The following is a 25,692-nucleotide window of genomic DNA, read 5'->3' as shown; positions in this document are numbered from 1 at the left end:
CCTCCACCGCCTGACTGCGCGTTCGCCAGATGACCTGTCGATAACCACGACGCTCTCAACTAGAGACTGCAACGGTCACTTAAAACTCAAAAAAGTTTCGGACATCCTCAAGATGGATCTGTTGCACCCATAGAGACCGAAAAAAACTCATGGGAATGAGGCGAACTGCTGGCCCCCCGATGTCCGTTTGGTTGTCAAACTTGCTTTCTTTTCAGAAGGTTAGGCATTGGCGATATGCGGACTTTGGTATGGATGGCTGCAACGTTTGTCCTGGTGACTCTTTCGCTTGAGGTTCAGGCAAAGGATCTGAGCAAGAACAGTCGTTTCGTCTGCAGCTGGGGCTCGGACATAGCCGCAGACGCGCAAGCGTCGAAGCTTTCTGGATTCACGCTTTACGGGGCACGCAAGAAACTGCAGTCGCGAAAATTCCCCCGGCCGTGGATGCGCATGACGGCCATGGGGATCACGGAGCAAACCTATAACAGTTCTTCGCGCCTCAAGCCTGCCGGCATCAAGCAAACATATTACGAGCAATGCATCCGGCATGAGTTGGCGCGACGGTAGGGGCTTGGCTGCCGGTGGTATTTGGGCACGAAGGTGTACGCTCCGAACACGCGACAGCTGCCCCTTCGCGCCTGGAGCCGACGGGTATCAGAGGCGAAGGCTATAGAAGCGGATCATATTTTATCGGGGGCAAGAAACCGCTGCTCAATGGCCTCCGCAAACGGGTAGAGCGAAAACCAGGGCCTGGCTTCGTCAATCACCCGCTGAAATGACGGCCTTTGTACCAACCTGTCGAAATAGGCGCTCAAGTGGCCGTAGTCGTCGGGGAACGGCACGAGTGTGCTGGCATAGAAAAGTGCTGGGGCAGCGGCGCAATCGGCCATGCTGAACTCCGGGCTGGCCACCCAGATCCTCGACGCCATCCGGCGATCGAGCATGCCGTACGCGGTCTCCAGCGTAGACCGCTCTCGGGTCAAATCACCGTTGGTCGCGTGTAGCCGATCACTGACAATCTGTTGCATCGGCACTTGTACATAATGGTCGAAGAAACGATCCCATAACCGGACCTCCAGCGCGCTGTCCCAATCGTCTGGAACCAGTCTGTGCTTGCCTGGATGCAGTCGATCAAGGTACTCGATGATGATACTGGATTCCGGCAGATTCCGCTGCCGGGCATGGTCGTGAATTATTGGGAACTTTCCGATTGGCCACAATGCCTGAAGTTCTGCGCGGTCGGCAGCGTCCCCGAGATCGATGATTCTTCTCTCGAATTCGGTGCCGTTTTCATAGAGCGCGATGAGTACTTTGTGGCAGAACGACGCCAGCGGATGGTAGTAGAGCGTCAGCGACATCTTTCAACTCCTCATTTGATGTGAGGGGGGAGAGCTCTGGAACTGATGAGGGTGGGGCCAATGATCAAGCATAGGCGGATGGTGGCGAAGCGTCAGGCAGTCATTTTTAAGCTTGCGTGCTTGCACACGGGAAAATCCCTGCTTAACTGTGAGCCACCGGTCGGTTTGTGACTTATTGGTCATGGTGTTCATCTCAGCGCCCTTGTACCGTTGTCGCTGGTTTGTGCTGTCAGGCTTGCCCGGAGGAAGCCGGATAGTCAATCAAGCTGTGTGCCTGGTCCAATTTGTTCAAGGAAGAGAATGACATGACGCTGAAAACTGCGATCGTCGAGATTGGTGAGAAGTACAAGGTTTATACCGAGCATTATCTCAACGCGGCCGCTGACAAGACCATTATTCTGGTCAACGGCTCGCTGGCAACGACAGCATCTTTTGCTCAAACGGTGCGCTATCTGCGGCCACGCTTCAATGTGGTCCTCTACGATCAGCCCTATGCCGGTCAATCGAAACAACACAACCTGCACGATCAGCCGATCCGCAAGGAAGACGAGGCCGCCATCCTGCTCGAGTTGATCGAGCACTTTCGCGCGCAGCATGTGTTGTCCTTTTCCTGGGGCGGTGCGGCGACCTTGCTGGCCCTGGCGCAGCGGCCGCGACTCATCGAAAAGGCCGTGATCAGTTCGTTTGCCGCGCGGATCAACACGCCGATGCGCGATTATCTGGAGAGCGGCCGGCATTTTCTTCAGGCCTGCGATCGGAGCAATGTCGGGCGCTTGATCAACGGCACCATCGGCAAGCACCTGCCGTCGCTGTTCAAGCGTTTCAATGAACGCCATGTCAGTAGCCTGGACGAACACGAATATCGGCAGATGCATTTTCACGTCAATGAGGTGCTGACCCAGGACACGCACTGCTACGTTTCCTGTGCCGATGCCATCGACGTCCCGCTGTTGTTCATCAATGGCGAGTGGGATGAATACACGTCGGTGGAAGATGCCCGTCTTTTTGCGACTCATACCCGTCAGGCTCAATTTCATACCATCAAGGACACCGGGCACTTCCTCGATATGGAGCACCCGACAGCCTGGCATGATACCCAGCAGGCCTTGCTGGGCTTTCTGCAGCCGACAGCCAAAATACCGAGCCAGCCGCGTGACCTGACTTTCGGTAGCAAAGCGTCAGTGATCCCGCCCCTTCGGTCAGCTAACTGGGTGCGGCTTTAACCGGCGCAACAAATCGATCCGGTCTGCCGGGACCAAAGTGCGTAAGGCTTTATACAGCGCGCGGGTTTCAAGCAGGTTCCAGACGCGCAGCATGGTTTCCAGGGCGTCCAGTGGCTTGCTGATGAAGTCTTTGGCGCCCAGGGCCAGTGCGCGCAGTCGGGTCTCGCGGGTGGCGTCGGCGGTGAGCACGAGGATCGGCAGGTATTCGCCCGTCGGGATGCGCCGGTTGAGTTGTTCCAGCACTGCAAAGCCGTCGAAGTCAGGCATGTGCAGGTCAAGAATCACCAGGTCAGGCTCGAAGCTGTTGAACAGGTCCAGGGTTCGCAGCGGCTGAGTGCTGCTCAGCACGTTGGTCAGTCCTTCGCGAATCAGCAGCTGCTCCATCAAATCGAGGTTGGGCCGTTGGTCGTCGATGATCAGAATGCGCAGGTCGGTGTTCACACGGGCTCCGGTAGATGCTGGTCAAGGCGGGCGAGGAATGAAGGAATGTGAATCGGCTTGGTCAGCACCGCCGTCGCTCCCGCTTCCAGCAACGCCAGATGAGTGAGATCGCTGGCATCGGCGGTGATCATCAGCACTGGAGTGGCACGGGTGATGGAAGACTGGCGCAAGCGTTGCAGAACCTTGAAACCATCAAGATCCGGCAGTGCCACGTCCAGCAGAATCAGCTGCGGCGCATGTTGACGGGCCAGGTCCAGGCCCATTTGCCCCTGCATGCTTGAGAGCAATTGGATGTGCGGTCGTCGCTGCAGCAGGGTTTCGATCAGGGCCAGGCTCGAAAGATTGTCTTCGATGCACAGCACTTTGCCTTGGTAATCGTGGGCGGTGAGGGTGGTCGTAATTGTTGGGTGGCTGATTCGTGCAGCAGGTGGCTCGGTGACTGACAGCAGGCGCACGAAGGGCAGCTCCAGGGTGAAACTGGAACCTGCGCCGGGCTGGCTTTTGACGGTCAGGCTGCCGTTCATCATTTCCAGCAGGCTTTTGCTCAAGGCCAGGCCAAGACCGGTGCCTTCCACGTTCGGATCGGTCTCCAGGCGCTCGAACGGCTTGAACAGTTGCTCCAGCCGATCGGCCGCGATGCCTTTGCCGGTATCGCAGACCGACACGGCAATTCGCTGTTGAATAATCCTGATTTCGATATGCACCTGGCCTTGGGGCCGGTTGTATTTGATGGCATTGGATAACAAGTTCAGCAGCACCTGCACCAGGCGTTGCCGATCGGCGACGATTCCGCTGTCGGCCGCCAGCGTCGGCAGCTCAACCAGCTCGATGCCGGCGTCGCAGGCCATGGGGGACACCAGTGTCAGGGCTTCTTGCAGAACCAGCGCCAAGGGCACTGCCTCCACGTTGAGTGGCAGGCGCCCGGCCTCGATCTTGGCGATGTCCAGCACTTCGTTGATCAGGGTCAGCAGGTGTTGTCCGGCGCGCAGGATGTGCCCGATCTGCACCCGCTGCCCTTTGGGCGAGTCCATGTCCAGCAGTTGCGCGAAGCCTAGAATGGAATTGAGCGGGGTACGCAATTCGTGGCTCATGCGCGACAGGAATTCACTTTTGGCGCGGCTGGCGCGTTCGGCTTCTTCCCGTGCGGTGCTCAGCGCGATCTCGGCGGCACGGCGATCGGTGATGTCGCGGGTGATCTTGGAAAAACCGCGCAGGGCACCACTGCTGTCGTATTGCGCAGTAATCACCACGCTGGCCCAGAAGCGGCTGCCATCCTTGCGGCAACGCCAGGCCTCTTCCATGTAGTGACCGTCGCGAGTGGCCTCGCGCAGCGCCATGTCGGGATGTTGCGGGCATTCTTGCGACAGATAAAACACCGAGAAATGCTGGCCGACGATTTCCTGTTCCGTGTAGCCCTTGATCCGTTCGGCGCCCGCATTCCAACTGGTGACGAAGCCCTGTGTGTCGAGGGCGAAAATACCGTAGTCCTTCACCCCGTCGATGATCAGCCGCAAGCGCTCTTCGTTGTCGCGCAAGGCCCGTTCACGTTCGGCCAACAACAGTCCGGCCTCGACCAGACGTGTGCCCAATTGACCAATCTCATCGTTCTCCGGCGGTTGCGGCAGTAATGGCTGACCGAGTGCCAGCCGTTGTGCGTTGCCCTGGACCTGCTTGACCCGGGCGACGATGCCCTTGGACAGGAACAGCACCGCCACAATGGCGCCAAACAGTCCGCAAGCGGCGGCCAGCAGGGTGGAGAACAACAAACGCTGTCGAGTGGAGGCGGCCGCTGCGGTGCGCTCGGCCAGCAGCGTGTCTTCAAGCGTGCGCATGGCGCTGATGCGTTCGCGTAATTCGTCCAGGACGTGCTTGTTGTTGATCAGGATCGTGGTGATGGACTCGGGTGTGGCGTTGCGTTCATCGAGCAGTTCAACCAGGCCCTCGACCTTGGTTTCGATCAACGGAGTAATCACCTCCAGATGTTTGCGCACCCGTTCATCACGAACGTTGCTGTCGAGCCGGCGCAGGGCCGATTCGATCAAGGGTTTGGCTTGCCGATAACCCGGCAGGAAATCCTCGCGGCGGGTCAGCAGATAGCCGCGCACGCTGGCGGCGGCCTCCGCGAGCAGGGTGTGCACGGCCTGAATGTCGCCTTGCACCAGCAGCACGCGGCGTACATCCTCTTCCGCGCGTGCGGTCTGACGCTCGGTGGTATAGATCAGCACCAGCGAGAGCAACAGGATCACCAGCGGCAGGGAAATCACCACGAGGGCTTTGCCACGTAACGGCAGATCGGCCCAGCGTCGAGCGTTTGAAACCTTCATGCCTGGGTCACCAGACCCAGGGCGATGCCACGGACGGCGGCCTGGGTTCGGTCGGCGGCGCCGAGTTTACCGATAACCCGTTCCACGTGGGCCTTGGCCGTGCCCGTCGTGATGCCGAGTTCTTCGCCGATTTCACGATTGCTGCAACCGCCGGCCACCAGCCCGAGGACCTGGCGTTCGCGGGCGGTCAGGGTTTCGGCAGGCGCGGCGCCACTGGTGTTGCGCTCGGTCATGCGCCGTAGCAGACGGGCGCTGACCGCACTGTTGAGGGCTTCCTCACCCGCGGCGACGCGTTGCAGGGCGTTGATCACTTCATCGCGGCTGGCGTCTTTGAGCAGATAACCCACGGCACCGGCATTCATTGCCGCTTCCAGGTGATCCGGGCTGTCGTCCATGGTGAATATCACCACTTTCAGGGCCGGCAGGCGTTGCTGAAGCATTCGCGCCGCGCCCAACCCATTGAGCACGGGCATGCGAATGTCGAGGATGACGATGTCGGGCCGCAGGCGTTCGCACACGTCCACCGCTTCCTGGCCATCGCGGGCCTGGCCGACCACTTCGAATTGCGGATGGCCCGCCAGCAGCGCGACGAAGCCGGTTCGGGTGACCTCATGATCGTCCGCCAGAACCAGACGTAAAACTTCAGTCATTGAGCTGTTCCATTGAGGTCGGAGGGCACGGTGGCACGCAGTTGCGTTCCGCCGTGCGCGTGGCTGACGCAGGTGAAATCACCGCCCAGCAGGTTCGCGCGTTCCTGCATCGCCGCGAGCCCCAGGTGCCGGGCGCCGCAGGTGTCGAGGCGTTGCTCCATGGTAAAACCGTTGCCGTTATCGTCTACCCGCAGCGAGGCTTGCCCTTCGTGCAGTTCCAGCGCCAGGATGACGTGGCTGGCCTGTGCATGTTTGAGAATGTTGTTGATGCCTTCCTGGGCAATCCGGAACAGGGCAATTTCAACCTGGCTGGGAAAACGTGCTTCGCAACGCGTGCTCCAGTTCACTTTGATCCCGGCGTCGCGCAGGCGATCGGCCTCTTTGTCGACTGCCTTCAGCAAGCCAAAATCGTCGAGTACCGTCGGGCGCAGGCCGCTGATCAATTGCCGGCCTTCACCCACGCAATGTTGGGCCAATGCAAGAATCGTCTGTAAGTCCGCGCCGAGTTCGTCGGGCAGTGGCGGGCAGCGGCCGGCAAAACCTTGCAGGCGCTGATGCAGGCCGGCGAGGGTTTGCGTCAGGCCGTCGTGCAGGTCGTAAGCCATGCGTTTGCGTTCGTCTTCCTGGGCCCTGAACAGCCGATGCACCAGATCGGACATGGTGCGCTCGCGCGCGACCAGTGCATCCAGCAGACGCTGGTTTTCCAGGTGCGCCGCCAGCAGGGTGGCGAGCAATTGCAGGGATTCGATGTCCTCGGTGTCCGGTGCACTGATGCTGACGCTGTTGGCCAGCACCAACGCACCGAAGGCCACGCCATCGCCCCCGCGCAAGGGCACCCGCAGCACATTGGGCAGGACCTCGCTCGCCTGTTCCTGCCATTGCGGGATGCGCATCGCGGTATTGGCGAGTCGCTCGAGGCTGCTTAAACGATCGCGGCTGCCATGGCTGGCGGTGGTTCTGACTTGCGCATCCACGTCCCATTCCAGCAGCAGGGCGTGGTCCATCGCGAGGAAGGCGCAGGCCCGTTGCAGCACGCGTTCGCGCATGGCCTCGGGGGGCAGTTGCGTCAGTTCCTGGCCGGTATCCACCAGCAGTCGCAGCCGCGCGGCACGACTCTGCGATTGCCGATACTGGGTGCGAATGGCCAGGGCGCTACCGGGGTCATGATCAGGCGTTTGCATGGGTGGGGTCTGGCGCCGGCACGCCCGTTCGGGCTGGGGCGTCATTAAACCGTGTTAATGGGGCAGGGCGCTATCTGCCGAATGGCATAGGCAAATGACTCCGGTTGGCCGATGGCAGAGAGCGTTTCGAGCGGCACAGTGTGGCCATCGACCATCATTGGAATAGCGCAATGAAATTCAAGACCTCAGCCATCGTTCTGTTGCTCGCTCTGACCGCCCCGTTGGCCCAGGCGTTGGAGGCAGTGCCTTACGTTTACAGCAGCGTGGCCGAACAGCCTGCTAACGCGAAGGATCGCGAAATCGCCGCACTGTTCGACCATTGGAATAGCGCGTTGAAGAGCGGCAATGTTCAGAGCGTGGTTGACCTGTACGCGCCGAACGCTGTGCTGCAACCGACGGTTTCCAATCGGGTGCGCACCACGCCGGCGCAGATCAAGGACTACTTCGATCACTTCATGGCGCTCAAACCGGTGGGGCAGATCAACTACCGTGAGATCCGTCCATTGGGCGCCAACGTGGCCATGGACAGCGGCGTCTACACCTTTTTCCTGACCGAAGCCGATGGCAAGACCCGTCAGGTGCAGGCGCGTTACACCTTTGTTTACGAGCAAGTAGGCGGTCAGTGGAAAATTCTCAACCACCACTCTTCGGCGATGCCGCAAGCGCAGGTGCTGCACGCCGGGAAATAACCGCGTTTTCGAGTAACCCGCTTTTCGTACATGTGCTCAGTTCAACGCCAGGTCGTCCACTGGCTGCTGCCCACGGGCCTGCGCCGCGCGTTGCAACTGGCTGGCGATCAGGGTGTTTTTCAGCAGATAGGCAATGGTCATCGGCCCGACACCACCAGGCACCGGGGTGATCGCGCGGGCGACGGTGCGGGCGCTGGCGTAATCGACATCACCTACCAAACGGTCGCCGGACTCACTGGCGATGCGGTTGATGCCGACATCGATCACCACCGCACCGGGCTTGAGCCAACTGGCGTCGATCAACCCTGGTCGACCCACTGCAGCGACCACGATATCCGCCAACCGGCACAACGCCGGGGCATCGACGCTGCGCGAGTGCACCACGCTGACCGAGCAGTCCGCCTGCAACAGCAAGGTCGCCATCGGTTTGCCGACAATGTTCGAACGGCCGATCACCACCGCGTGCAAGCCGCTGAGGTCATCACCGCAGGTCTCGTACAACAGACGCATGCAGCCGCTGGGCGTGCACGGGGTCAATACCTCCATGCCTTGCACCAGCCCACCGACGTTTTCCCGATGAAAACCGTCCACGTCCTTGATCGGGTCGATGGCCTGAATCACCGCCTGTTCATCGATAGTGTCCGGCAAGGGCAGTTGAACCAGAATGCCGTTCACCGTGGGGTCGGCGTTGAGTTGCGCAATCAGTTCCAGGACCTGGGCCTGGCTGGCGGTTTCCGGCAGGCGGTGTTCAAGGGAGCGGATGCCGACTTCCTTGGCGCGCAGCAGTTTGTTGCGCACATAAACGTGGCTGGCCGGGTCGTCGCCCACCAACAGAACCGCCAGGGCGGGATAGATCTGCTGGCCGGCCAGGGCCAGTACCTCTTCCCGGACCTCGTCGAGAACCTGGGCGGAGATGGCTTTGCCGTCGATATCGCGGGCCAGTGCTGGGGTACTGCTGATCAAATGCGTCACCGTCGTCATTGAAAGAGCAGGCTGCAGATTACCAGTCGATGCCCATCGTGTACCACCCACAGCAGATGGGCAGGATACCGCGGGCCATGGTAGGAGCTGCCGCTGGCTGCGATCTTTTGATCTTGATCTTCGTGATCGCCAAAAAGATCGCAATCTGCGGCAGCTCTACAGGGATCGCATTCGATCTTTCTCAGACGATTCTTTCCGATTCATGATCAGGCTCAACAGCACCGAAGTCAGAATGATCCCGCAGACAACGACCAGCGACCATTCAACCGGCATGTGAAGCCATGGCATCAGCGTCATCTTGGTGCCGATGAACACCAGCACGAACGCCACACCGTATTTGAGCAGGTGGAAGCGGTCAGCCATGTTGGCCAGCAGGAAGTACAGCGCCCGCAGGCCCATGATCGCGAAGATGTTCGACGTGAACACAATGAACGGATCGGTGGTGACGGCGAAGATCGCCGGGATGCTGTCGACCGCAAACATCAGGTCGCTGGCCTCGATCAGCACCAGCACCAGAAACATCGGCGTCGCCCAGTGCCGACTGTTTTTGACCACAAAAAAACGCTCGCCATGAAACCCGTCGGTGACGCGCAGATGGCCGTGTATCCAACGCAATATGGGGTTGTTATCGAGGTCAGGCCGCTGATGGGCGAATACCAGCATCTTGAACCCGGTGATGATCAGGAACACACCGAACGCATACAGCAGCCACGCGAACTGCGACACCAGCCACACGCCGGCGAAAATCATCGCCCCACGCATCACGATTGCCCCGAGCACGCCGTATAGCAACATCCGGCGCTGCAACTCCGGCGGTACGGCGAAGTAGCCGAAAATCATCACGAACACGAACATGTTGTCGATCGACAGTGACTGCTCGATCAAATAGCCCGTGAGGAACTCGAAGGTTTTGCGCTGGGCGATCTCGGGCCCGAACTCGCCATTCAAGTACCACCAGAGCAATCCCGCGAAGGCCAGCGCCAGCGCCCACCAGGCAAACACCCAGCACGACGCCTCGCGCACCGATACCCGATGTGCCTTGCGCCCGCCGAAGACAAACAGATCCATAGCCAGCATGGCGATGACGAAGAGGATGAAGGCGACCCACATCCAGAGTTCGCCGATGTTCAGGGGTTGCATGTCGTTCTCCCTGTCTGGACTTGTTCTGGAGCCGACAGAGTCATGCTAGCGGGGAGATTGCAGTGAAGAAAAATCGATTATTCTTCACCGACAGTTCGTTATTTACGAAGTGTTGCTGACAATTCCTCAGCAACGCTCTCAATGCATCTTGCTGTGGTCCTGCATGCCGAGCGCCCGCGCCTCGGCGTCAACCTTGATCGTCTCTTTTTCACCTTTGGCGTTTTCCACGGTCAGGGTCAGGGGCACTTTATCGCCTTCCTTAACCTGGGCCGTCAGGTCCATCAGCATGATGTGGTAGCCATGAGGATCAAAACTCACCGGTTTACCGGCTGGCAGCGCGACGGATTCGACCTGGCTCATGCTCATCACGTCGTCTTTCATGCTGGATTGGTGAACTTGCACGGTGTTCGCTACCGGCGACTGCACGCTGAGCAGTTTGCTGTCGCTGTTGGCCTGCAGGGTCATGAAGGCACCGGTCGAATGCTGGCCGGCCACCGTTGCGCGGACCCAGGCATCATTCACTTGGGTTTGAGCGGACACCTGCCAGGCCATGCCGATCAGGGAAAGGCCCAGGGTCAGTTGTTTGATACGTTTTGTGCAGAACGAAGTCATCAGCAGACCTCCATGACGGTGAGCAGGTCTTCTGCACACTCTTGAGCGTTAAGGGATGCGGACAGCCCCAGGCGCAAATTGCCTCGGGAGTCGAAAATGAAGCTGGTCGCGGTATGGGAGAGCGTATAGGTCGAACCGCTCGGGACCTTTTCATAAAACACGCCGAACTCCTTGGCGGTGGCGGCGGTTTCTTCCAGCGTGCCGTACAGCGCCTCGAAACTTGGATCGAAGGCTTTGACGTAGGCGTCGAGCATTGGCGGCGTATCGCGTTCGGGGTCCAGGGTGATGAAGATCACTTGCAGGCGCTCGCCATCGCGGCCCATCAGTTTTTTCGCCTGTGCCGCACGGGCCAGCGTCGTCGGGCAGACCGCCGGGCACTGGGTGAAGCCGAAGAAGATCATCGGCATCAGGCCACGGTAGCTGCCCAGCATCCGGGTTTCGCCCTGCGTGTCCTTGAGCTTGAAGGTACGCCCCATGATCTTGTCGCTCAGATCCTTGCCGTACTTGAACGACAGCTTGCTGCTGTCATCGCAGCCGGCGAGCAGGCCAAGGCTCAACAGGCTCATGCCTTGCAGGACCGTGCGACGGGTATACAACGTACTCATGGAAAAAAGCATCCTGTGTAGCGACCGGGAATCTACAGTGGCTGATCAATCAGACGAAAAAAAGCGCACGGATGTTAACAAACTGTTGCCCTGTGGCGCCCAATCGATGGCCAGTCGGCATGCGCCAAAAGGTCGCGGCCAGAGCAAGCACCGAGAAACCTGTGGCGAGGGAGCTTGCTCTCGCTGGGCCGCGCAGCGGCCCCAAAAAAGGAACCGCTGCACAACCCTGCGTCAGTGACTCACTCACCATTACTCAGGCGTATTAATGTGATCCAGCACCCGGTTCGCCGTGATCTCCGCGACCATGATGCTGTTCGAAATACCCAGCAGGGCGTGACGCGACTCACCCTCCAGATGATCGACCAACTGATGGACCATCACATCGACCGAGGCCAGCGTCTCGACCAGAAAAATCGCCAGGGTTTCGCTAGTCGCTTCCGGGTCCACGGCAAATAGCTTGCTGGGTTTACGCGCGGTGGCTTTGATGTCGGCAATCGAGTTGAGGTGATAATCGAGGGCGCGTTCGGCGGCCTCGTTGAGTTTTTTTGAACCGGGTTCGTAGGGGGATATCGGATCGGTGTCCGGTGGGTTTGGCGTAACCTTGAACATAAGCTGGCTTCTCTGATTGGGTGCCAACCCTTCTGCTGCTAAACGAGAGGGAGGCAGCTGTACGCAGGTTAGCAGACCGGGGAAGCTAGCAAAGCCGGCGCGCCCGAAGGCGCCCTGCGCACAACCACCATCAAGTGCAGGCATGGTAATGCCTGACTGACAAGAGCTTGTGCACCTTGCTTGTAACCCCAGGCTGCTAAACCCGATCACTGATGGGCAGTGACACGAATCAAGTTACCGAGCAACCCCAAGGCGCACAAGCCGGCGGATTCTGGCGTAAGCGTAGGCAGCGGCGCAAGATCTTGTAGCTTGCAGGAAGTAACCTTGAGGACGCTTAAACAGGATCCTTTAATCAATGTTGAATGATCTGACGCGCACGTCCTACAAGCGGTGAAAGCCTCGAAAAAACCGCTACATGCACTTTTATAAAGCGCGATGCCATAAAAACGTGCACCTGCCGCGATCGGTTCCCTGAGTTTTCCCCTCTGTCAGTACCCACTCCTCTGTTGCCAATGATCCGCGCAACCACGTCTGAAATCCTGTCAAAACACGTCTGTTCTGGGTCGCCAGCCTGTTTCCCGATTGTTCAATCGCAAGTTTTGCAACGCGGATGAAGTATCGACCCACCGGCTGGCACAAAGGCTGCATTGATCCCCTCAGGTCCATCGAAAACAGATGGGCAGCCCACTCGATCAACGAAGATCGACCGGCCGAGCAGGTCGTGGGCAACATCGGTGGATCCGGCGAAGGCGCCAGGTCGAACACCGCGAAGAACAGGCAAAGACGCCTGAAACCGAGAGGTTTCAGGCGTTTTTTTTGCTTTTTTTAACCGTGATTGGCTTTGGCTGGGTGCTTACTATGAATTCCAATGTTGCCGCGTTGAACAAACTGCAAACACTGATCGTGATCGGCAATGGCATGGTCGGCCACCATTGTGTCGAGCAGCTCATCGAGCGCGGCGCCCTCGACCATTACCGCCTGCATGTCTTCAGCGAAGAGCCGATGCGCGCCTACGACCGGGTGCATCTGTCCGAGTATTTCGGCGGGCGCGATGCCGAGTCGCTGGCCCTGGGCGAAGCCTCTCTGTACCAGACGCCGGGCGTCACCTTGCATCTGGGCGTGCCGGTGCTGGAAATCGACCGCAACCGCCGTCAGGTGATCACCGCACAAGGTTGCGTCTCGTACGACAAACTGGTTCTGGCCACCGGCTCTTATCCTTTCGTGCCGCCTATTGAAGGTGCGGAAGGTGACTCGCGCCTGGTCTATCGCACCCTCGAAGACCTCGACGCGATTCGTGCCGCGGCAGCCAATGCCCGGCGTGGTGTGGTGGTCGGCGGTGGCCTGCTCGGCCTGGAAGCGGCCAACGCTCTGAAAAGCCTGGGCCTGGAAGCGCATGTGGTGGAATTTGCCCCCCGCCTGATGCCGGTGCAGCTGGACGAGCAGGGTGGCTTGGCGCTGAAAGCGCAAATCGAGCGACTCGGCGTGGGTGTTCATCTGTCCCGTGGCACGCAGTCGATCAGTGCTGGCGAGCAGTACCGCTACCGGATGAATTTTGCCAATGACGAATTCCTCGAAGCCGACCTGATCGTGTTCTCCGCCGGCATCCGCGCGCAAGACGCGCTGGCCCGCCAATGTGCGCTGGACATCGGTCCACGTGGCGGCGTGGTGATCGACGATCAATGCCTGACCAGCGACCCGAACATCTATGCCATCGGCGAGTGCGCCGCCTGGAATGGCAGCCTCTTCGGTCTGGTCGCCCCCGGTTACCAGATGGCCCGTGGCGTCGCGTCGCTGCTGTGCAATCAAGCCACCGAGCCGTTCCAGGGCGCCGACATGTCGACCAAGCTCAAACTGCTCGGCGTCGATGTCGGTTCCATCGGCGATGCTCACGCCCAGACGCCGGGTGCGCGCAGCTATCAGTTCATCGATGAAGCGACAGCCAGCTACCGCCGCCTGGTGGTGGATGCTGACAGCAAGCGCGTGCTCGGCGCGGTGCTGGTCGGCGACAACAGCTATTACGACACCCTGCTGCAATACATGCAGAACGGCATTGCCTTGCCGTCGGAACCGGCCAGCCTGATTCTGCCATCGTCCTCCGGCGCACCAACCCTGGGCCCGGGCGCGTTGCCCGAGTCAGCGACCGTGTGCTCGTGCCATAACGTCACCAAGGGCTCGATCTGCTCGGCCATCGACGGTGGCTGCACCGACCTCGGCCTGCTCAAGTCGCAGACCAAGGCTTGCACCGGTTGCGGTGGATGCGCAGGGCTGCTCAAGCAAGTGTTCGAGCATGAATTGATTGCTCGCGGCGTCAGTGTCGACAAAAGCCTGTGCGAACACTTCGCCTACACCCGTCAGGAACTTTATGCGCTGGTGCGGGTAGAGGGGGTGATCACCTTCGAAGAACTGCTGGCCAAGCACGGCCGCGGCCACACCGGTTGCGACGTGTGCAAACCGGCGGTGGGTTCGATTCTCGCCTCGTGCTGGAACCAGCCGATCATGGACGTCTCGCTGGTACCGTTGCAGGACACCAACGACACCTTCATGGCCAACATGCAGAAAAACGGCACCTATTCGGTGGTGCCGCGCATCGCCGGGGGCGAGATCACCGCCGACAAGCTGATCGCAATCGGCGTGGTGGCGAAGAAATACGACCTCTACACCAAAATCACCGGCGGTCAGCGCATCGACTTGTTCGGCGCGCAGCTGCATCAGTTGCCGGACATCTGGTCCGAGCTGATTGAGGCCGGTTTCGAAACCGGGCACGCCTACGGCAAATCGACCCGCACGGTGAAGTCGTGCGTCGGCAGCACCTGGTGCCGTTATGGCGTGCAGGACAGCGTGAAAATGGCCCTGACCCTCGAGGACCGCTACAAAGGCCTGCGCTCGCCGCACAAGCTCAAATTCGCGGTCTCTGGCTGCACCCGCGAGTGCGCCGAAGCGCAGAGCAAGGACGTGGGCGTGATCGCCACCGAAAACGGCTGGAACCTCTATGTAGCCGGTAACGGCGGCATGCGCCCGCGCCACGCCGAGCTGTTCGCCACCGACCTGGACGATGAAACCCTGATCCGTTACATCGACCGCTTCCTGATGTTCTACATCCGCACCGCCGACAAATTGCAGCGCACCTCGGTCTGGCGCGAAAGCCTGGAGGGCGGCCTGGATTACCTCAAGGACGTGGTCATCAACGACAGCCTGGGCCTCGGCGCGGAACTCGAATCGCAGATGCAACGGGTGGTCAATCGCTACGAATGCGAATGGGCGAATGCCCTCAAAGACCCGGAAAAACTCAAGCGCTTCCGCACCTTCGTCAACGATCAACGCCCGGACCCGGACATCCATTTTGTTCAGGAACGCGGTCAACGCCGGCCGATCATGGCCGCCGAACTCAACCTTATCCCTGTCACCGAGGAGAATGCCTGATGAGCCAGTCCACTACCCAGCGTGTCGAAGCCCCTGCAACCGCGGCCAATGCTCAGGCCTGGCAGGCGGTGTGCAGCCAACAGGATCTGGTCAGCAACTCCGGCGTCGTCGTCTGGCTCGACGGCGCGCAGGTGGCGCTGTTCTACCTGCCGCAGGCTGAGGGTCGCACCCTCTACGCCATCGACAACCATGATCCGCAATCCGGCGCGAACGTCATCGGCCGTGGATTGATCGGCAGTCTCAAGGGCGATCTGGTGGTGGCGTCGCCGATCTACAAACAGCATTTCCGTCTTGAAGACGGCAGTTGCCTGGAGTATCCGGAGCAGCGCTTGCGGGTCTGGCCGGTGCGCCTGAATGCCGGCATCGTGGAAGTCGCGGCGGCTTGACTGCCGCCCTGAACCGTATCGGAGAACGTTGATGAAGACAGCCGCACAGTTGCTCAAACTGAAAGTTGTGCAAAACCAGCAGGTGCACAGCATCGCACCGGACCAGATGGTCCTCGACGCCCTGAAAATGATGGCCGAGAAAAACGTAGGTGCGTTGCCCGTCATCGAAGACGGGCAGGTGGTCGGCGTCATCAGCGAGCGCGACTATGCGCGCAAGGTGGTTCTACAGGGGCGATCTTCGGTCGGTACGTCGGTGCGCGAAATCATGAGCGCGCCGGTGGTGACCGCCGACAGTCAGCAGAGCATCGAGCGCTGCATGGCGGTCATGACCGACAGTCATTTGCGCCATCTGCCCGTGCTGGAGAGCGGCGAACTGATCGGGCTGTTGTCGATTGGCGATCTGGTCAAGGAAGCCATCGTCGAGCAGGCCGATTTGATTCGGCAACTGGAGCACTACATTCGCGGGCACTGAGCACTTTGCGTTGCCGAATCACAAGATCAAAACGCGATAAGGCATACCGCAGGTCGCTTAAAAACGGTTTGATTGGATATAGGCCTAAGTAACTGGTTGCAACAGTCGATAAACCCAGGAGCAAAGCACGTCAGCCGAGCATGCAGATGCCGTCAGGGGAATCATCAAATGTCCATAAAGTTGCGTTTGTTTTTGTTGATCGGCACCAGTTTGCTCACCGCTCTGATCGTGAGTCTGGTCAGCTATCTGGGTAATGCCCGGATGGCTGAAGCGGTGAGTGATAACGACGTCAGCATGACCGCGCTGCGCAACCACCTCGAAGCCGACATGATGCACGATGCGCTACGTGCGGATGTGCTGTCGGCAATGCTGGTCGGGCTGGGTAAAAGCGACAGTAGCAAAGCGCAAGTGCGCAGCTCCCTCGATGAGCATGCGGGGCATTTTCGGGAAATGCTCGGTGACAACCTCAAGTTGCCGGTCAACGACACCCTCAAGGCAACGCTGGACAAGATCAAGCCCAGCCTGGATTCATACATCGGTGCTGCCGAACACATTGTCGTGCTGGCGCTGGATAATCCGGATACTGCACAACAGCAACTGGGCACGTTTAATACCGCGTTCAGCCAGCTGGAAGGCCAGATGGCCGCCCTCAGTGAACTGATCGAAACCAACACCCGGCAGACCAGCGCCGGCACTCAGCAAGCCATCAGCAGTGCCAATTTCACGCTCGGCACCGTACTGATCGCCAGTTTGTTGCTGCTGCTCGCTCAGGGGCGCTGGGTCATCCTGAGCATCATGGGGCCGTTGCAGATCGCCAGTCGTATTGCCGAGAGCATCGCCCATGGCAACTTGAGCGAACCTATTGTCGCGCCCACTCGCAAGGACGAAGCCAGCACCTTGATTCGGAGCCTGGCGACCATGCAGCGCGACTTGCGCGGCATGATCGAGGTGGTTCGCAGCAACGCCCATGGCGTCAGTGGCATGAGCCAGCAATTGAGCAGCGGCTGCCATCAGGTCGCGGGCAGCAGCCAGCAACAAAGCGTCGCCGCCAGCACCATGGCTGCGGCGGCCAGCGAGATGACCGCGAGCATCGAGGAAATCACCCGGCATGCCGAGCGAGCATTGAACATGGCCAATCAGGCCGAGGAACTGGCCAAGAATGGCGGTCGCGTGATCCATCAGGTGGTCAGCGACATGGACGGTATTGCGCGTTCGGCGCAGCAGTCGGCCCAGGTGATCCGCACCCTGGACAAGGAGTCCGAGGGGATTTTCAGTATCATTCAGGTGATCAAGGGCATCGCCGATCAAACCAACCTGCTGGCGCTCAACGCTGCCATCGAGGCTGCTCGCGCCGGTGAGCAGGGCCGTGGTTTTGCCGTGGTGGCCGATGAGGTGCGCAGCCTGGCGGGCCGCACCAGCGCCTCCACCCAGGAAATCGCCGCGATGGTCGCGCGCATCCAGCAAAGCACCCGTGAGGCGGTCAGCAGCATGGAGGCGGGCGTTGCGCAGGTCGACAAAGGCATGGCGGTGACCGCCGACGTCGAGCGCGCCATCCGAGACATCCTCCAGGCCACCCTCAGCACCACTGAGCTGGTCAATGACATCAGCCGTACGATCGGTGAACAGAGCCTGGCCAGCAACGAAATCGCCCATCAGGTGGAAATGATTGCCGGCATGTCCGAAGGCAACAGCAAGGTCATCCACCAGACCGCCTCGACCACTGATGAGCTGTCCACTTTGGCGGGCCAGCTTTCGCAATCGGTGGATCGGTTTCGTCTTTGAGGCAGTGGCGGACCCTCTGGAGGACAGCATTTTGATATGCAGGGCGACGTAAGAAGGCCATGTCTACCGTGCAGTAGACATGGCCTGTGCGCTACGGGCTTCAAGTCGGGTGCTTCGCAGATAACCAGCGCGTTTCATCTCGCGTTCGGTGGTTTGCGTGGGTGCCGCGACGAAGCCGACGTTGTCAGCCACTTTGCTTTGGGTTGTCGGTGATGAAAGAGCCCGCGACACTGGCATCGACCCAGATCGCGCACTTTGCGCTGTTGAACAGGGCCGCCGTCTTGTTGAAGCCATTGCTCGAAACACCCGGTGGACCGTACTGCTTGAAGGTGCGGCGCAGGGCCTTGAATTTCACGGCGTTACCCGCAAGAAAGCGGCCCGACTGCTGGAAGAGATCGGTCAGTGCCACGGGCGGCACTTCCGTCATGAAATGCACGAGACACCCAGCGAGTATCGGCAGCGGTTGCAACGTGCGGTGACGGCAGGTCATTGACGGAATGACCTTGAATTATTTTCCTCCAGTTCTTGACATGCCTTTCGAACCAGTCCAGAATTGCGTCCATTCCTGCTTCGGGAACACGAAAACCCCTTAGATTTCAAAGGGTTGGAAGCTAGATTAGAATCTTGTTTCCAGATACGAGTTTACACGTTTGATGTTGTGCTACTGACATCAGATGTTTGAGGCCGAATAGCAAAATGGTTATGCAGTGGATTGCAAATCCACCTACGCCGGTTCGATTCCGACTTCGGCCTCCACTTTAAACGAGCTCCGTAGATCAATGATCTACGGAGCTTTTTTATTTTCGCAGTCCTGCAAGATTTAGTCTTGAAAAGGATCTTTGCGAACTTGCTTCACCGGGGCGGGATGTATATATTTCCCCCTCTGTTGCACAAGCGTCAGAACGGCCAGGTTGTTATTGGTCAGGCTTCAGACTGCTTTACCGCGCTACCGCCCGAATGGCGAAACTGGTAGACGCATGGGACTTAAAATCCCCCGCTCGTAAGGGCGTGCCGGTTCGATTCCGGCTTCGGGCACCATCTAAAATCAAGGGTTTGCGGGCGAAAGCTGATGCAAACCCTTGTTTGTTTCTGGGTCGCAATTCTGGCTTTGGGTCGCAATTCACTTGGTAGGCGAGACTTTCTTGCCTTTGCGATTGCGGATGTATTGCTCGGTCATGACAACGGTAGTATGCCCAAGTTGATCTCTGGCCTGCATGATGTCGCCACTCGATTCAGCCTTGTCCGTACCGGCTTTAGCGCGTAAATCACGCATTTGAAACTCGGACTTCGGGACTCCCGCCGCCTCCCTGGCCAGATCAAACCTTCCCCGCAACATCGCCACTGTCATTGGTGTGCCATCCTCCGAAACGATCAGCCGTGTCGAGCGGACTTTATGTTCTTTTTTTCGGGACATGATTCGATCAATCAAAACCTTCAGTTCGCCACTTATCTCAATCCGACGTTTTGCATCAGTCTTGCCTTGAAGCACCCAGATTTGGTCGTCTCGGACGTCCCGTTCGTCCAGTAATCTGGTATCGGTCACGCGCTGACCGGTTAGATAGGCAAGGTCCATCGCATCTCGCAGACCAGCATCTGCTTTCTCGTATACACGCTGGAACAGCGCGTCCTCGATGTAGACGTCCCGGCCGGTTTCCTTGTTGCCCTTGATCCCGGCACACGGGTTGGCCAAGGCTGTATAGCCAACGTCCCTCGCAAAGTTCCAGATTGCACTGAGCAACGCCTTCTCGCGGTTGGCCCTTACAGGTGCAGCCTTGCGCCAGGTCAAATACTGGCGGACATGCAGGGGTTGGATTGTTTCGAGCGGTGCCGGCGGGTCGTCAAAAAAAGACATCAGGTTTTTCAGCTCTCTGACGTTGTCCTTCTGTGTGGCGGGTTTTTTCGTTGGCACGACGTCGACCATGTACTTTTCGGCCACGTACCGGAACGTGATCACCTTGGCGACCAGCGCAGTCGCGGTGCGGTCCCGCTCAAGCTTGGCGTATTCCATGATTGCCAGGCCGTAGTCGCTGCCCAGCGCGATTTCTTTGCGGTCCTTGCCGCCCATCTCGTAGTAGTAGAAAACCCGGCCGCTGGCTTTCTTGCGCTCTCGCAGCCGTGCTATTGAGCCGGATTTACTCGGTCGTCGTCCCATTTTCAGCTAGCCTTGCGTGGTTTCCATTCGGTTTTTTCTGCTTCAAACATACCGACCGCCGTCACGGCCATGGCCGTGACACTTGGCCAACCATTCACCTTGATGGTGTGTCTGACGCCATTCTTCTTCAGGTTGAGGATCTGTCCTGCCTTGGTCCGCGCGCCGGTCAGCTCGCAAACCTCCTGGTGCGATAAAAATTGAATGCTCATGAGCTGTTCCATGCCGCGCGTGGCGGCAGAAGGTGGTTAGTTGGCGAACTTGGAGAGTGCGGCGTCTGCAATCTTCATTGCTGCCTGGGCATCGTTCACATAGGCTGGGTCGAAACCACCGCACAGGTGGATGGTTGCTTGGCAGGCGCGCAGGTTCTCGCGGGTGAGTTTCAATGCCGCGACCAGCTCTTCGCACGACGCACGTTCTTCTCGGCCGATATCCCAAAAGCGCTGGCCCCAGTGCCCGGCCGGCGGCGGGTTGCGGTTTTGCACGCCGAAAGCCATCGCTCCCACCGCCGAATCAAGCAAGTCGCGCTTGTAGGCGTTGTCGCCATCGATGCTCAGGCCGCGCCGGCGCAGTGTGCTGACAACCTCGTCGTCAACCAAGCCTTGATCCTTGAGGACGATGTCTTCCCCTGGCTTGCCGTGGGTGTAGATAACCAGCGCGATCTTGGCGCCAGGCCAGAGTTGCTCGCTGATCTTGACCAGAGCGTCGTTCGCGACCTGGTGGAAGCGTTCAAGAATTGCGGCCATAGAAATTCCTCGCCCGCCGTTCACCGGCAGGCTGTTGAGTTGGGGTAGGGGTTAGGAGAGGGTGCTTGGTTCGAGTCTCGAAAGACATCCATCTGTGCCGCGCCGTCGAGCCAGGCCGCAGCAATCCGGCGTTCAGCCATTGCGGCATAGTCCTGATTGAGCTCGCACAGGATTGACTTTCGACCTTCCTGCATGGCGACCACTGCTGTGGTACCGGCACCGCCGAATGGGTCCAGTACCACGCCGCCGCGTGGAGCGCCGGCCAAAATGCATGGCCGGATCAGGTCAGGTGGAAAGGTGGCGAAGTGGGCGCCCTTGAAACTGTGCGTCGGTACCGTCCAAACGGTTCGCTTGTTTCGTTCGCTAGGCATCACCGCCAGGGCGGAGTTCATCGATTCGTTGTCCTTGATCCTGCCGCGGCAACGCTCTTTGTCATCCGTACCATGCCCCCAGCCGACGCCGTTCGGCTTCCTGGCCACAGCCTTCATGTTGCCGTTGCTCTTGGCTCCACCGTTGGCACGATCGCTGCCGATCTGCGCGAGAACGTCTTGCGAGAGTCGGTTATGGGTGTTGGGTGAGCAGGGCTCGAGGATTGCTGATTGGTCGTAGTAGTACTTCGGCGACTTGCTGAGCAAGAAAATGTATTCGTGCGCCTTGGTGCAGCGGTCCCGGACACTCTCAGGCATCGGGTTCGGCTTGTGCCAGATGATGTCCTGACGCAGATACCAGCCATCGTCCTGCAGGGCGAAAGCCAGCCGCCACGGCATTCCCATCATGTCCTTGACCTTGATCCCTTCAGTCAGAGGTACGCGATCTGGCGAGATGGCAGCTCTATCGCGGCGGAACGTCAAATTTCCGGTTGAGCGCACTGCGTAGCTGTCACCCATGTTCACCCAGGCTGTGCCGTCGTCGCGGAGTACTCGACGCACTTCGCGGAACACTTCGACCAGGCGCTCGATGAATTCGGCCGGTGTTTGCTCGAGGCCGATTTGACCGTCGACGCCATAATCCCGCAACCCGAAGTAGGGCGGACTGGTTACACACATTTGAACTGATTGATCTGGCAGGGTCCGCATCATGTCGATGCAATCACCAACCAGAATGCGGTGTTCTGTCATCGCCGTGGCCCCGTGTAGATGAGCCAGGCCATGTAGGCGAGGGCGGGGAGGATCATGGCTTCACCTGCGCTATGTTTGATTCGACCCATTTGCGCATGCGCTGCCAGCGCTGCTCCGGTGTTTCAGCCTGCCAGCTACCTTCGTCGTTCATGAAAACGATTTCTGAAGCCATGGCGGGGCTGATACCAAACGCCTCACCTACGGCCTCTCGGTCATCCGGATCGAGCGACGCCATATCCACGCCGCGCTTCGCCCCAACTACGCCGATGGTGCAGAACTCACCTTCAGCCTGCAGGGAGTCGGCGATCAGGCGCTTGCCCGGCATGGCGTCCAGTGCATCGCGCAGCTCAATCAGGAAGGCTTGACCTCGCTTCCCTCTGAGCGCGGACTTGACGGCACCTCTCCAGCAGATCAGATCCCATCCGCCACAGTCATCGCTGTATCCGCTGCGGCTCATGACGTCACCTCGCGGCGAGCCCACCAGCAAACCGGGCCGTCATCGGTATCGTTGATCGACAAGCAGAACCAGCCTTCGCCTTCTGGCTTGGCCGGCTCCCAGTAACTGCAATCAGGCTCGCCGGCTTCGAAGTAGCGATTGGCGATCGCCTCATCGGCGTACTCCAGGCTGACCATCCCCACGGTCAGGCCTTGGCTGGCGATCCACTGCTTGCTCTTTTCTTCGTCGCCTTCTTCAAAGGGCGGAAGGTCCGGGTGCCAGAACATGCCGTCTGCATCGCGGACAACAGGGACTGGCTGGATCAAAACAGTTTCTTCAGACATGACTGTTCCTTTGCCGCTATAGCGGCTGACTTTGAATAGATGACGAATGGGGCTGGTGAGACGTTTTGCTTCTGGTCGGATCTCTAATCCAGGAAGCAGTTGCCTCTTTAGGGGGATTACGGTGCCCCAAAATAGCTTTCGGCTAGAGGCAGCAATTGGACAAAATGGTGGTATTGACTAGCATTGTTAGGACTTCTACAGAATTGGGTGTATTGATCTCGGTCTGTAGGGGGGGGCATGTTTTTTATGGGTGGTTTTCGCGCTCGATACGAAAGATTCCCGGTAAAATAAAAGCCTTAAAGAGTGTTGTTAAATGTTGTGTTGTGGGCGCCTAGTCTTGTGCTGGGCTTGGAGATGAGGTATGAAACTTCGTTTATTAAGGGTTGTGTTTTTCGCGTTTTATTTCTATGCGGTATTGTTTGTGCTTTTTGAGTCTTTATTGATATTTACAGACGCGGATGAGCGAGACTTTTATGATCGCGTAAACGCTGCAATGCCAGTAGGAACTTATAAAACCCAAAATCCGGAGGTGGATAAAGTATATGGCATAATTCTTAGGAACTACGCTGAGGGTGAGTCGCCGAGATTTGTGCTTTTGAATGTGAGGCTTCTTGAAGTGCTGTACTATATGATGATTCCGTTTTCCTTGATAATAATGTTGCAGTATATATTGGTTGGGAGATTTAATATGTTTTATTCGCTAAGACGTAATAATAAGGTTTAAGGTTTTGTATGGTTTGACACGCTATTTTTAAACTCACGATACATAGTGAGAATGCCGAGCCACTATGTGAAGCGGCCGTCGCTAACTGAGTAGGCAATGGGTAGTAATTGAGTGAAAGCCTGGGAAGTTCAGATCGGTATGCCGGGTCATTGGCCCGCTGAGATAAATGCGCTTCATGCGGCCATTTTCTGCTGTCCATGGCCGAGGGCCTGTTGCACCGCTGCAATGATGCGGCACAGGTAATGCCAATCTGGGTTGGGCTCTACGGCCTTCTCGTCTACCAGATGCCACCACTCGGGGCCTAACAGGTCGGTCAACAGTTCGTTCCGGCAGTGCGCCGCCATGATCGACTCGATATCCCGCAACTCGTCAATCTGGTCGTAGAGGTCGCGGGCATCTTCGAGGTTCAGGCTGTCGCCAAACTCCCAGTAGCCCTTCGTCATCCGGCGCCTGGAAATAACCGACTTACGTGCCAAGGCCAGCAGAGAGTCATTGCAGAACCGCTTCGACCTCAGGCCCTGCTGGAAGTATCCGATGATGTAGGCCTCATCGAGGCGGCAGAAGAATTGCGCGATGGTGTGACCATCCCACATGCCGCCCCAGTAGGCGTGCCAGCTCTTGTCCCAGCAACTGACGGTGATCTTGCCTTTGCACGGTGCCAGGTCTTCGAGGAAGACGGTGATCGGGTCGAGATTCGACGCGCCGGTGATCACCAACTTCGTGACTGTCGAGCGCTCAACCTGCAGCGGCTGGGCCGGTTTGTTTTCTGTGGGCATGGGGCGTCCTATGCCGGGTCATGCCCGGGCGGTGGAGGGTGAGAGCTGGTGTTGTGGTTTAATCAGCGGTAATGGATCTAAACCTCAGAGAGCGACAAATGGTTTCCGCTAAATTCATCTTCACGGTTCTTGTAGCGTTGTTCTCGCTGGGCTCCTGTTACCTTTGGTTTAAATCGGCAACTGTCGAGATTTTCCACGATGAGAGCGCCGATAGTTGGACTGGCGTTTTGTTAACCAGGAGCACAAAGAAAGGCACGGTCGACATACTCCAAACCGCAGAAGAACAAACCAAATGGAACAAGCTGGCGGCAGGCTGTGCCGCTGCTGCAGCTATCTGCCAAGTGGTTTTGATGTGGGTGACTTACTAAAGATCAATCGCCACAGAAACAGTCAATGTCTTCGGCGAGATAGTCGAAATCGAAGTCGGTCTGCCGGGATCGTTGCTCGGCAGACCAGCCCATCGTCTTGTAGTTAGCTCGATCCTGCCGGAAGACCTGGCCGAATCGCTCTTCAGTTCCTGACCACCAGATAACCCGCGACGGGTCTTTTATGATGGTCTTGATCAGCTTTCCTTCGTTCTTCTTCCAGCACAGGTCGCAGTTGCCGAAGTCGGAATCCATATCAAGATCGAATGGCTGAGCCTTCCAGAATTCGGCTACGTTTTCCTTTGTGATACCCGCGGTATAGGAGGGGCAAAGATTGTCCCAGCGGGTGCCTCCTCGATCATTGGCGGCCATCATGCGGTGATAGCGCTTCGGCTCGTCGTAGCGGATGCCGACGACGCAATCCCACTCTGTGTAGCCCAGGGCGCGCATGTGTTTCTCGCCGATCTTCACCTTCAAGTAGGCGGTGCACATGTTGTTTGAGAAGTTCGGCAGCACCGGCGGGAGGTTCTTTTCGGCCTTCCTGTACGCGGCGTAGTACTCGAGCATCAAGGTGAACGGTTCGCCATTACGGCTGGCGGTTTCGAAATTCACCAGCCGGTACCAGGCCACGTCGTCCGGCTGGCCGTACACGCGACACCACTCCATCCAAACGATGTTCACGTTCCAGCGCTTGGCAATCTGATCGATGAAGATCAGCGTTTCTTCGCGCTCCTTGCCGGTGTTCTGGAAGAACAGGTGCACGTCTGGTGGCAGAGACCCGCCGTGGGCTTCGAGAATTTTGTAGACCATGTGCCCGCTGGTACGACCACCGCTGATGCCGATCTGGGCGGGCCCTGTGATCAGGTAGGGATTCATAACTGCTCCAGACAGCCGATTGCCTCGCCGGCTGGCGTGATTCGTTGAAGTGGGGTATTTATTTAGGTCGAACTCAGCCTGGAGGGAGGCCGACATGAGACTGCAAAGCGATATCGATGCACTCGCGGCAATCGAAGAAGACGCTCAAATGATGCTCAAACGAATAGGGATTCCCGACGACAAGCAGAAACTGGAAGTCGTCATTTGCTTGCGTCAGATAATTGATCTTGCAACCTACCGGAAAGAGATCGACCGATTTACAGAACCATCAGCGCAATAGGTGAGGGT

General features: G+C 58.4%; 27 protein-coding genes, 2 tRNA genes and 2 pseudogenes. 12 read left to right on the top strand and 19 right to left on the bottom strand.

Features of this window, described 5'->3' with window-relative positions; translation table 11 throughout:
* The first annotated feature begins 234 nt into the window (after window positions 1–234).
* On the top strand, window positions 235–564 hold the full coding sequence (locus LOY56_RS13995) for a hypothetical protein (protein WP_258614835.1): 330 nt from the start codon (window positions 235–237) through the stop codon (window positions 562–564).
* A gap of 113 nt (window positions 565–677) precedes the next feature.
* Here the strand turns inward: LOY56_RS13995 and LOY56_RS13990 are convergent, their stop codons facing one another.
* Window positions 678–1,355, bottom strand: coding sequence for a glutathione S-transferase family protein (locus LOY56_RS13990; protein WP_258614834.1), 678 nt, complete (start codon window positions 1,353–1,355; stop codon window positions 678–680).
* Between the two features lie 305 nt (window positions 1,356–1,660).
* On the opposite strand from LOY56_RS13990, the gene LOY56_RS13985 reads away from it, so the two are divergent.
* On the top strand, window positions 1,661–2,578 hold the full coding sequence (locus LOY56_RS13985) for an alpha/beta fold hydrolase (RefSeq protein WP_258614833.1): 918 nt from the start codon (window positions 1,661–1,663) through the stop codon (window positions 2,576–2,578).
* Here LOY56_RS13985 and LOY56_RS13980 read toward each other — a convergent pair.
* From LOY56_RS13980 to LOY56_RS13965, 4 genes are read right to left on the bottom strand one after another with little or no spacing between them, the layout of a single operon-like run.
* Window positions 2,555–3,019, bottom strand: coding sequence for a response regulator (locus tag LOY56_RS13980; RefSeq protein ID WP_258614832.1), 465 nt, complete (start codon window positions 3,017–3,019; stop codon window positions 2,555–2,557). The genes LOY56_RS13985 and LOY56_RS13980 overlap by 24 nt on opposite strands.
* Window positions 3,016–5,343: an ATP-binding protein gene (locus LOY56_RS13975; protein WP_258614831.1), complete on the bottom strand. Its 2,328-nt coding sequence runs from the start codon at window positions 5,341–5,343 to the stop codon at window positions 3,016–3,018. Before LOY56_RS13975 ends, LOY56_RS13980 begins: the two co-directional genes overlap by 4 nt.
* On the bottom strand, window positions 5,340–5,993 hold the full coding sequence (locus tag LOY56_RS13970; RefSeq protein ID WP_258614829.1) for a response regulator transcription factor: 654 nt from the start codon (window positions 5,991–5,993) through the stop codon (window positions 5,340–5,342). Before LOY56_RS13970 ends, LOY56_RS13975 begins: the two co-directional genes overlap by 4 nt.
* The gene (locus tag LOY56_RS13965) at window positions 5,990–7,174 is read right to left on the bottom strand and encodes a sensor histidine kinase (RefSeq protein WP_258614828.1); all 1,185 of its coding nucleotides are present in this window, start codon (window positions 7,172–7,174) and stop codon (window positions 5,990–5,992) included. Before LOY56_RS13965 ends, LOY56_RS13970 begins: the two co-directional genes overlap by 4 nt.
* Before the next feature lie 170 nt (window positions 7,175–7,344).
* Between LOY56_RS13965 and LOY56_RS13960 the strand changes: the two genes are divergently transcribed.
* On the top strand, window positions 7,345–7,863 hold the full coding sequence (locus LOY56_RS13960) for an SgcJ/EcaC family oxidoreductase (protein ID WP_258614826.1): 519 nt from the start codon (window positions 7,345–7,347) through the stop codon (window positions 7,861–7,863).
* Between the two features lie 36 nt (window positions 7,864–7,899).
* Here LOY56_RS13960 and LOY56_RS13955 read toward each other — a convergent pair whose 3' ends face one another.
* The 5 genes from LOY56_RS13955 to LOY56_RS13935 all read right to left on the bottom strand — a co-directional run bounded on the left by LOY56_RS13955 (window position 7,900) and on the right by LOY56_RS13935 (window position 11,810).
* The gene (locus LOY56_RS13955; protein ID WP_258614824.1) at window positions 7,900–8,844 is read right to left on the bottom strand and encodes a bifunctional 5,10-methylenetetrahydrofolate dehydrogenase/5,10-methenyltetrahydrofolate cyclohydrolase; all 945 of its coding nucleotides are present in this window, start codon (window positions 8,842–8,844) and stop codon (window positions 7,900–7,902) included.
* 156 nt (window positions 8,845–9,000) lie between these two features.
* The gene (locus LOY56_RS13950) at window positions 9,001–9,984 is read right to left on the bottom strand and encodes a TerC family protein (protein WP_309474856.1); all 984 of its coding nucleotides are present in this window, start codon (window positions 9,982–9,984) and stop codon (window positions 9,001–9,003) included.
* A 138-nt stretch (window positions 9,985–10,122) separates the two neighbouring features.
* The gene (locus tag LOY56_RS13945; protein WP_258614823.1) at window positions 10,123–10,596 is read right to left on the bottom strand and encodes a copper chaperone PCu(A)C; all 474 of its coding nucleotides are present in this window, start codon (window positions 10,594–10,596) and stop codon (window positions 10,123–10,125) included.
* Window positions 10,596–11,201 carry an SCO family protein gene (locus tag LOY56_RS13940; RefSeq protein ID WP_258614822.1) on the bottom strand — a complete coding sequence of 202 codons (606 nt, stop codon included), beginning with the start codon at window positions 11,199–11,201 and terminating at the stop codon, window positions 10,596–10,598. Before LOY56_RS13940 ends, LOY56_RS13945 begins: the two co-directional genes overlap by 1 nt.
* A gap of 249 nt (window positions 11,202–11,450) precedes the next feature.
* Complete coding sequence (locus LOY56_RS13935) at window positions 11,451–11,810, bottom strand: DUF6124 family protein (RefSeq protein WP_258614820.1); 360 nt, start codon at window positions 11,808–11,810, stop codon at window positions 11,451–11,453.
* Window positions 11,811–12,668: 858 nt separating this feature from the next.
* On the opposite strand from LOY56_RS13935, the gene nirB reads away from it, so the two are divergent.
* From nirB to LOY56_RS27025, 5 genes and pseudogenes are all read left to right on the top strand, one after another.
* Window positions 12,669–15,230, top strand: coding sequence for a nitrite reductase large subunit NirB (gene nirB / locus LOY56_RS13930; RefSeq protein WP_258614819.1), 2,562 nt, complete (start codon window positions 12,669–12,671; stop codon window positions 15,228–15,230).
* Complete coding sequence (gene nirD, locus LOY56_RS13925; RefSeq protein ID WP_258614818.1) at window positions 15,230–15,616, top strand: nitrite reductase small subunit NirD; 387 nt, start codon at window positions 15,230–15,232, stop codon at window positions 15,614–15,616. Before nirB ends, nirD begins: the two co-directional genes overlap by 1 nt.
* A gap of 31 nt (window positions 15,617–15,647) precedes the next feature.
* Window positions 15,648–16,088 (top strand): CBS domain-containing protein, encoded by a 441-nt coding sequence (locus LOY56_RS13920; RefSeq protein WP_258614817.1) that lies wholly within the window; start codon window positions 15,648–15,650, stop codon window positions 16,086–16,088.
* Between the two features lie 168 nt (window positions 16,089–16,256).
* Window positions 16,257–17,012: pseudogene (locus LOY56_RS27030) on the top strand (MCP four helix bundle domain-containing protein); the annotation flags it as partial.
* Window positions 17,007–17,870 carry a methyl-accepting chemotaxis protein gene (locus tag LOY56_RS27025; RefSeq protein WP_408980385.1) on the top strand — a complete coding sequence of 288 codons (864 nt, stop codon included), beginning with the start codon at window positions 17,007–17,009 and terminating at the stop codon, window positions 17,868–17,870. The pseudogene LOY56_RS27030 and the gene LOY56_RS27025, both read left to right, overlap by 6 nt.
* Window positions 17,871–18,011: 141 nt before the next feature.
* Here the strand turns inward: LOY56_RS27025 and LOY56_RS13910 are convergent.
* A pseudogene (locus tag LOY56_RS13910) lies at window positions 18,012–18,201 on the bottom strand (sugar ABC transporter substrate-binding protein); the annotation flags it as partial.
* 351 nt (window positions 18,202–18,552) lie between these two features.
* On the opposite strand from LOY56_RS13910, the gene LOY56_RS13905 reads away from it, so the two are divergent.
* Window positions 18,553–18,626 (top strand) — tRNA-Cys (locus tag LOY56_RS13905).
* Window positions 18,627–18,821: 195 nt separating this feature from the next.
* Window positions 18,822–18,908, top strand: a tRNA-Leu gene (locus tag LOY56_RS13900).
* A gap of 82 nt (window positions 18,909–18,990) precedes the next feature.
* Here the strand turns inward: LOY56_RS13900 and LOY56_RS13895 are convergent.
* The 7 genes from LOY56_RS13895 to LOY56_RS13865 all read right to left on the bottom strand — a co-directional run bounded on the left by LOY56_RS13895 (window position 18,991) and on the right by LOY56_RS13865 (window position 24,163).
* Window positions 18,991–20,022: a tyrosine-type recombinase/integrase gene (locus LOY56_RS13895; RefSeq protein ID WP_258614814.1), complete on the bottom strand. Its 1,032-nt coding sequence runs from the start codon at window positions 20,020–20,022 to the stop codon at window positions 18,991–18,993.
* A gap of 2 nt (window positions 20,023–20,024) precedes the next feature.
* On the bottom strand, window positions 20,025–20,231 hold the full coding sequence (locus tag LOY56_RS13890) for a DUF4224 domain-containing protein (RefSeq protein WP_258614812.1): 207 nt from the start codon (window positions 20,229–20,231) through the stop codon (window positions 20,025–20,027).
* A gap of 36 nt (window positions 20,232–20,267) precedes the next feature.
* Window positions 20,268–20,765, bottom strand: coding sequence for a hypothetical protein (locus LOY56_RS13885; protein ID WP_258614809.1), 498 nt, complete (start codon window positions 20,763–20,765; stop codon window positions 20,268–20,270).
* A gap of 20 nt (window positions 20,766–20,785) precedes the next feature.
* Window positions 20,786–21,883: a site-specific DNA-methyltransferase gene (locus LOY56_RS13880; RefSeq protein WP_258614807.1), complete on the bottom strand. Its 1,098-nt coding sequence runs from the start codon at window positions 21,881–21,883 to the stop codon at window positions 20,786–20,788.
* 52 nt (window positions 21,884–21,935) lie between these two features.
* On the bottom strand, window positions 21,936–22,340 hold the full coding sequence (locus LOY56_RS13875; protein ID WP_258614805.1) for a hypothetical protein: 405 nt from the start codon (window positions 22,338–22,340) through the stop codon (window positions 21,936–21,938).
* The gene (locus LOY56_RS13870; RefSeq protein ID WP_258614800.1) at window positions 22,337–22,663 is read right to left on the bottom strand and encodes a hypothetical protein; all 327 of its coding nucleotides are present in this window, start codon (window positions 22,661–22,663) and stop codon (window positions 22,337–22,339) included. The genes LOY56_RS13875 and LOY56_RS13870 overlap by 4 nt, the downstream gene beginning before the upstream one ends.
* Window positions 22,664–23,560: 897 nt before the next feature.
* Window positions 23,561–24,163: a hypothetical protein gene (locus LOY56_RS13865; protein ID WP_258614799.1), complete on the bottom strand. Its 603-nt coding sequence runs from the start codon at window positions 24,161–24,163 to the stop codon at window positions 23,561–23,563.
* Between the two features lie 98 nt (window positions 24,164–24,261).
* On the opposite strand from LOY56_RS13865, the gene LOY56_RS13860 reads away from it, so the two are divergent.
* Complete coding sequence (locus tag LOY56_RS13860; RefSeq protein WP_258614798.1) at window positions 24,262–24,531, top strand: hypothetical protein; 270 nt, start codon at window positions 24,262–24,264, stop codon at window positions 24,529–24,531.
* Window positions 24,532–24,534: 3 nt separating this feature from the next.
* Here the strand turns inward: LOY56_RS13860 and LOY56_RS13855 are convergent, their stop codons facing one another.
* Window positions 24,535–25,404: a hypothetical protein gene (locus tag LOY56_RS13855; protein ID WP_258614797.1), complete on the bottom strand. Its 870-nt coding sequence runs from the start codon at window positions 25,402–25,404 to the stop codon at window positions 24,535–24,537.
* Between the two features lie 94 nt (window positions 25,405–25,498).
* Here LOY56_RS13855 and LOY56_RS13850 point away from each other — a divergent pair, with 94 nt between their 5' ends.
* Window positions 25,499–25,684 carry a hypothetical protein gene (locus LOY56_RS13850; RefSeq protein WP_258614796.1) on the top strand — a complete coding sequence of 62 codons (186 nt, stop codon included), beginning with the start codon at window positions 25,499–25,501 and terminating at the stop codon, window positions 25,682–25,684.
* Window positions 25,685–25,692 lie beyond the last annotated feature (8 nt).

The organism is Pseudomonas sp. B21-048 (genome assembly GCF_024748615.1).
Lineage (GTDB): Bacteria > Pseudomonadota > Gammaproteobacteria > Pseudomonadales > Pseudomonadaceae > Aquipseudomonas.
The sequence above is the reverse complement of the archived record's forward strand: the minus strand, read 5'-3'. Positions and strand labels throughout refer to the sequence as shown.

Coding starts and splice junctions, on each gene's coding strand:
- LOY56_RS13995 (WP_258614835.1), top strand. CDS start 235: ATGCGGACTTTGGTATGGATGGCTGCAACGTTTGTCCTGGTGACTCTT.
- LOY56_RS13990 (WP_258614834.1), bottom strand. CDS start 1,355: ATGTCGCTGACGCTCTACTACCATCCGCTGGCGTCGTTCTGCCACAAA.
- LOY56_RS13985 (WP_258614833.1), top strand. CDS start 1,661: ATGACGCTGAAAACTGCGATCGTCGAGATTGGTGAGAAGTACAAGGTT.
- LOY56_RS13975 (WP_258614831.1), bottom strand. CDS start 5,343: ATGAAGGTTTCAAACGCTCGACGCTGGGCCGATCTGCCGTTACGTGGC.
- LOY56_RS13970 (WP_258614829.1), bottom strand. CDS start 5,993: ATGACTGAAGTTTTACGTCTGGTTCTGGCGGACGATCATGAGGTCACC.
- LOY56_RS13965 (WP_258614828.1), bottom strand. CDS start 7,174: ATGCAAACGCCTGATCATGACCCCGGTAGCGCCCTGGCCATTCGCACC.
- LOY56_RS13960 (WP_258614826.1), top strand. CDS start 7,345: ATGAAATTCAAGACCTCAGCCATCGTTCTGTTGCTCGCTCTGACCGCC.
- LOY56_RS13955 (WP_258614824.1), bottom strand. CDS start 8,844: ATGACGACGGTGACGCATTTGATCAGCAGTACCCCAGCACTGGCCCGC.
- LOY56_RS13950 (WP_309474856.1), bottom strand. CDS start 9,984: ATGCAACCCCTGAACATCGGCGAACTCTGGATGTGGGTCGCCTTCATC.
- LOY56_RS13945 (WP_258614823.1), bottom strand. CDS start 10,596: ATGACTTCGTTCTGCACAAAACGTATCAAACAACTGACCCTGGGCCTT.
- LOY56_RS13940 (WP_258614822.1), bottom strand. CDS start 11,201: ATGAGTACGTTGTATACCCGTCGCACGGTCCTGCAAGGCATGAGCCTG.
- LOY56_RS13935 (WP_258614820.1), bottom strand. CDS start 11,810: ATGTTCAAGGTTACGCCAAACCCACCGGACACCGATCCGATATCCCCC.
- nirB (WP_258614819.1), top strand. CDS start 12,669: ATGAATTCCAATGTTGCCGCGTTGAACAAACTGCAAACACTGATCGTG.
- nirD (WP_258614818.1), top strand. CDS start 15,230: ATGAGCCAGTCCACTACCCAGCGTGTCGAAGCCCCTGCAACCGCGGCC.
- LOY56_RS13920 (WP_258614817.1), top strand. CDS start 15,648: ATGAAGACAGCCGCACAGTTGCTCAAACTGAAAGTTGTGCAAAACCAG.
- LOY56_RS27025 (WP_408980385.1), top strand. CDS start 17,007: ATGCAGCGCGACTTGCGCGGCATGATCGAGGTGGTTCGCAGCAACGCC.
- LOY56_RS13895 (WP_258614814.1), bottom strand. CDS start 20,022: ATGGGACGACGACCGAGTAAATCCGGCTCAATAGCACGGCTGCGAGAG.
- LOY56_RS13890 (WP_258614812.1), bottom strand. CDS start 20,231: ATGAGCATTCAATTTTTATCGCACCAGGAGGTTTGCGAGCTGACCGGC.
- LOY56_RS13885 (WP_258614809.1), bottom strand. CDS start 20,765: ATGGCCGCAATTCTTGAACGCTTCCACCAGGTCGCGAACGACGCTCTG.
- LOY56_RS13880 (WP_258614807.1), bottom strand. CDS start 21,883: ATGACAGAACACCGCATTCTGGTTGGTGATTGCATCGACATGATGCGG.
- LOY56_RS13875 (WP_258614805.1), bottom strand. CDS start 22,340: ATGAGCCGCAGCGGATACAGCGATGACTGTGGCGGATGGGATCTGATC.
- LOY56_RS13870 (WP_258614800.1), bottom strand. CDS start 22,663: ATGTCTGAAGAAACTGTTTTGATCCAGCCAGTCCCTGTTGTCCGCGAT.
- LOY56_RS13865 (WP_258614799.1), bottom strand. CDS start 24,163: ATGCCCACAGAAAACAAACCGGCCCAGCCGCTGCAGGTTGAGCGCTCG.
- LOY56_RS13860 (WP_258614798.1), top strand. CDS start 24,262: ATGGTTTCCGCTAAATTCATCTTCACGGTTCTTGTAGCGTTGTTCTCG.
- LOY56_RS13855 (WP_258614797.1), bottom strand. CDS start 25,404: ATGAATCCCTACCTGATCACAGGGCCCGCCCAGATCGGCATCAGCGGT.
- LOY56_RS13850 (WP_258614796.1), top strand. CDS start 25,499: ATGAGACTGCAAAGCGATATCGATGCACTCGCGGCAATCGAAGAAGAC.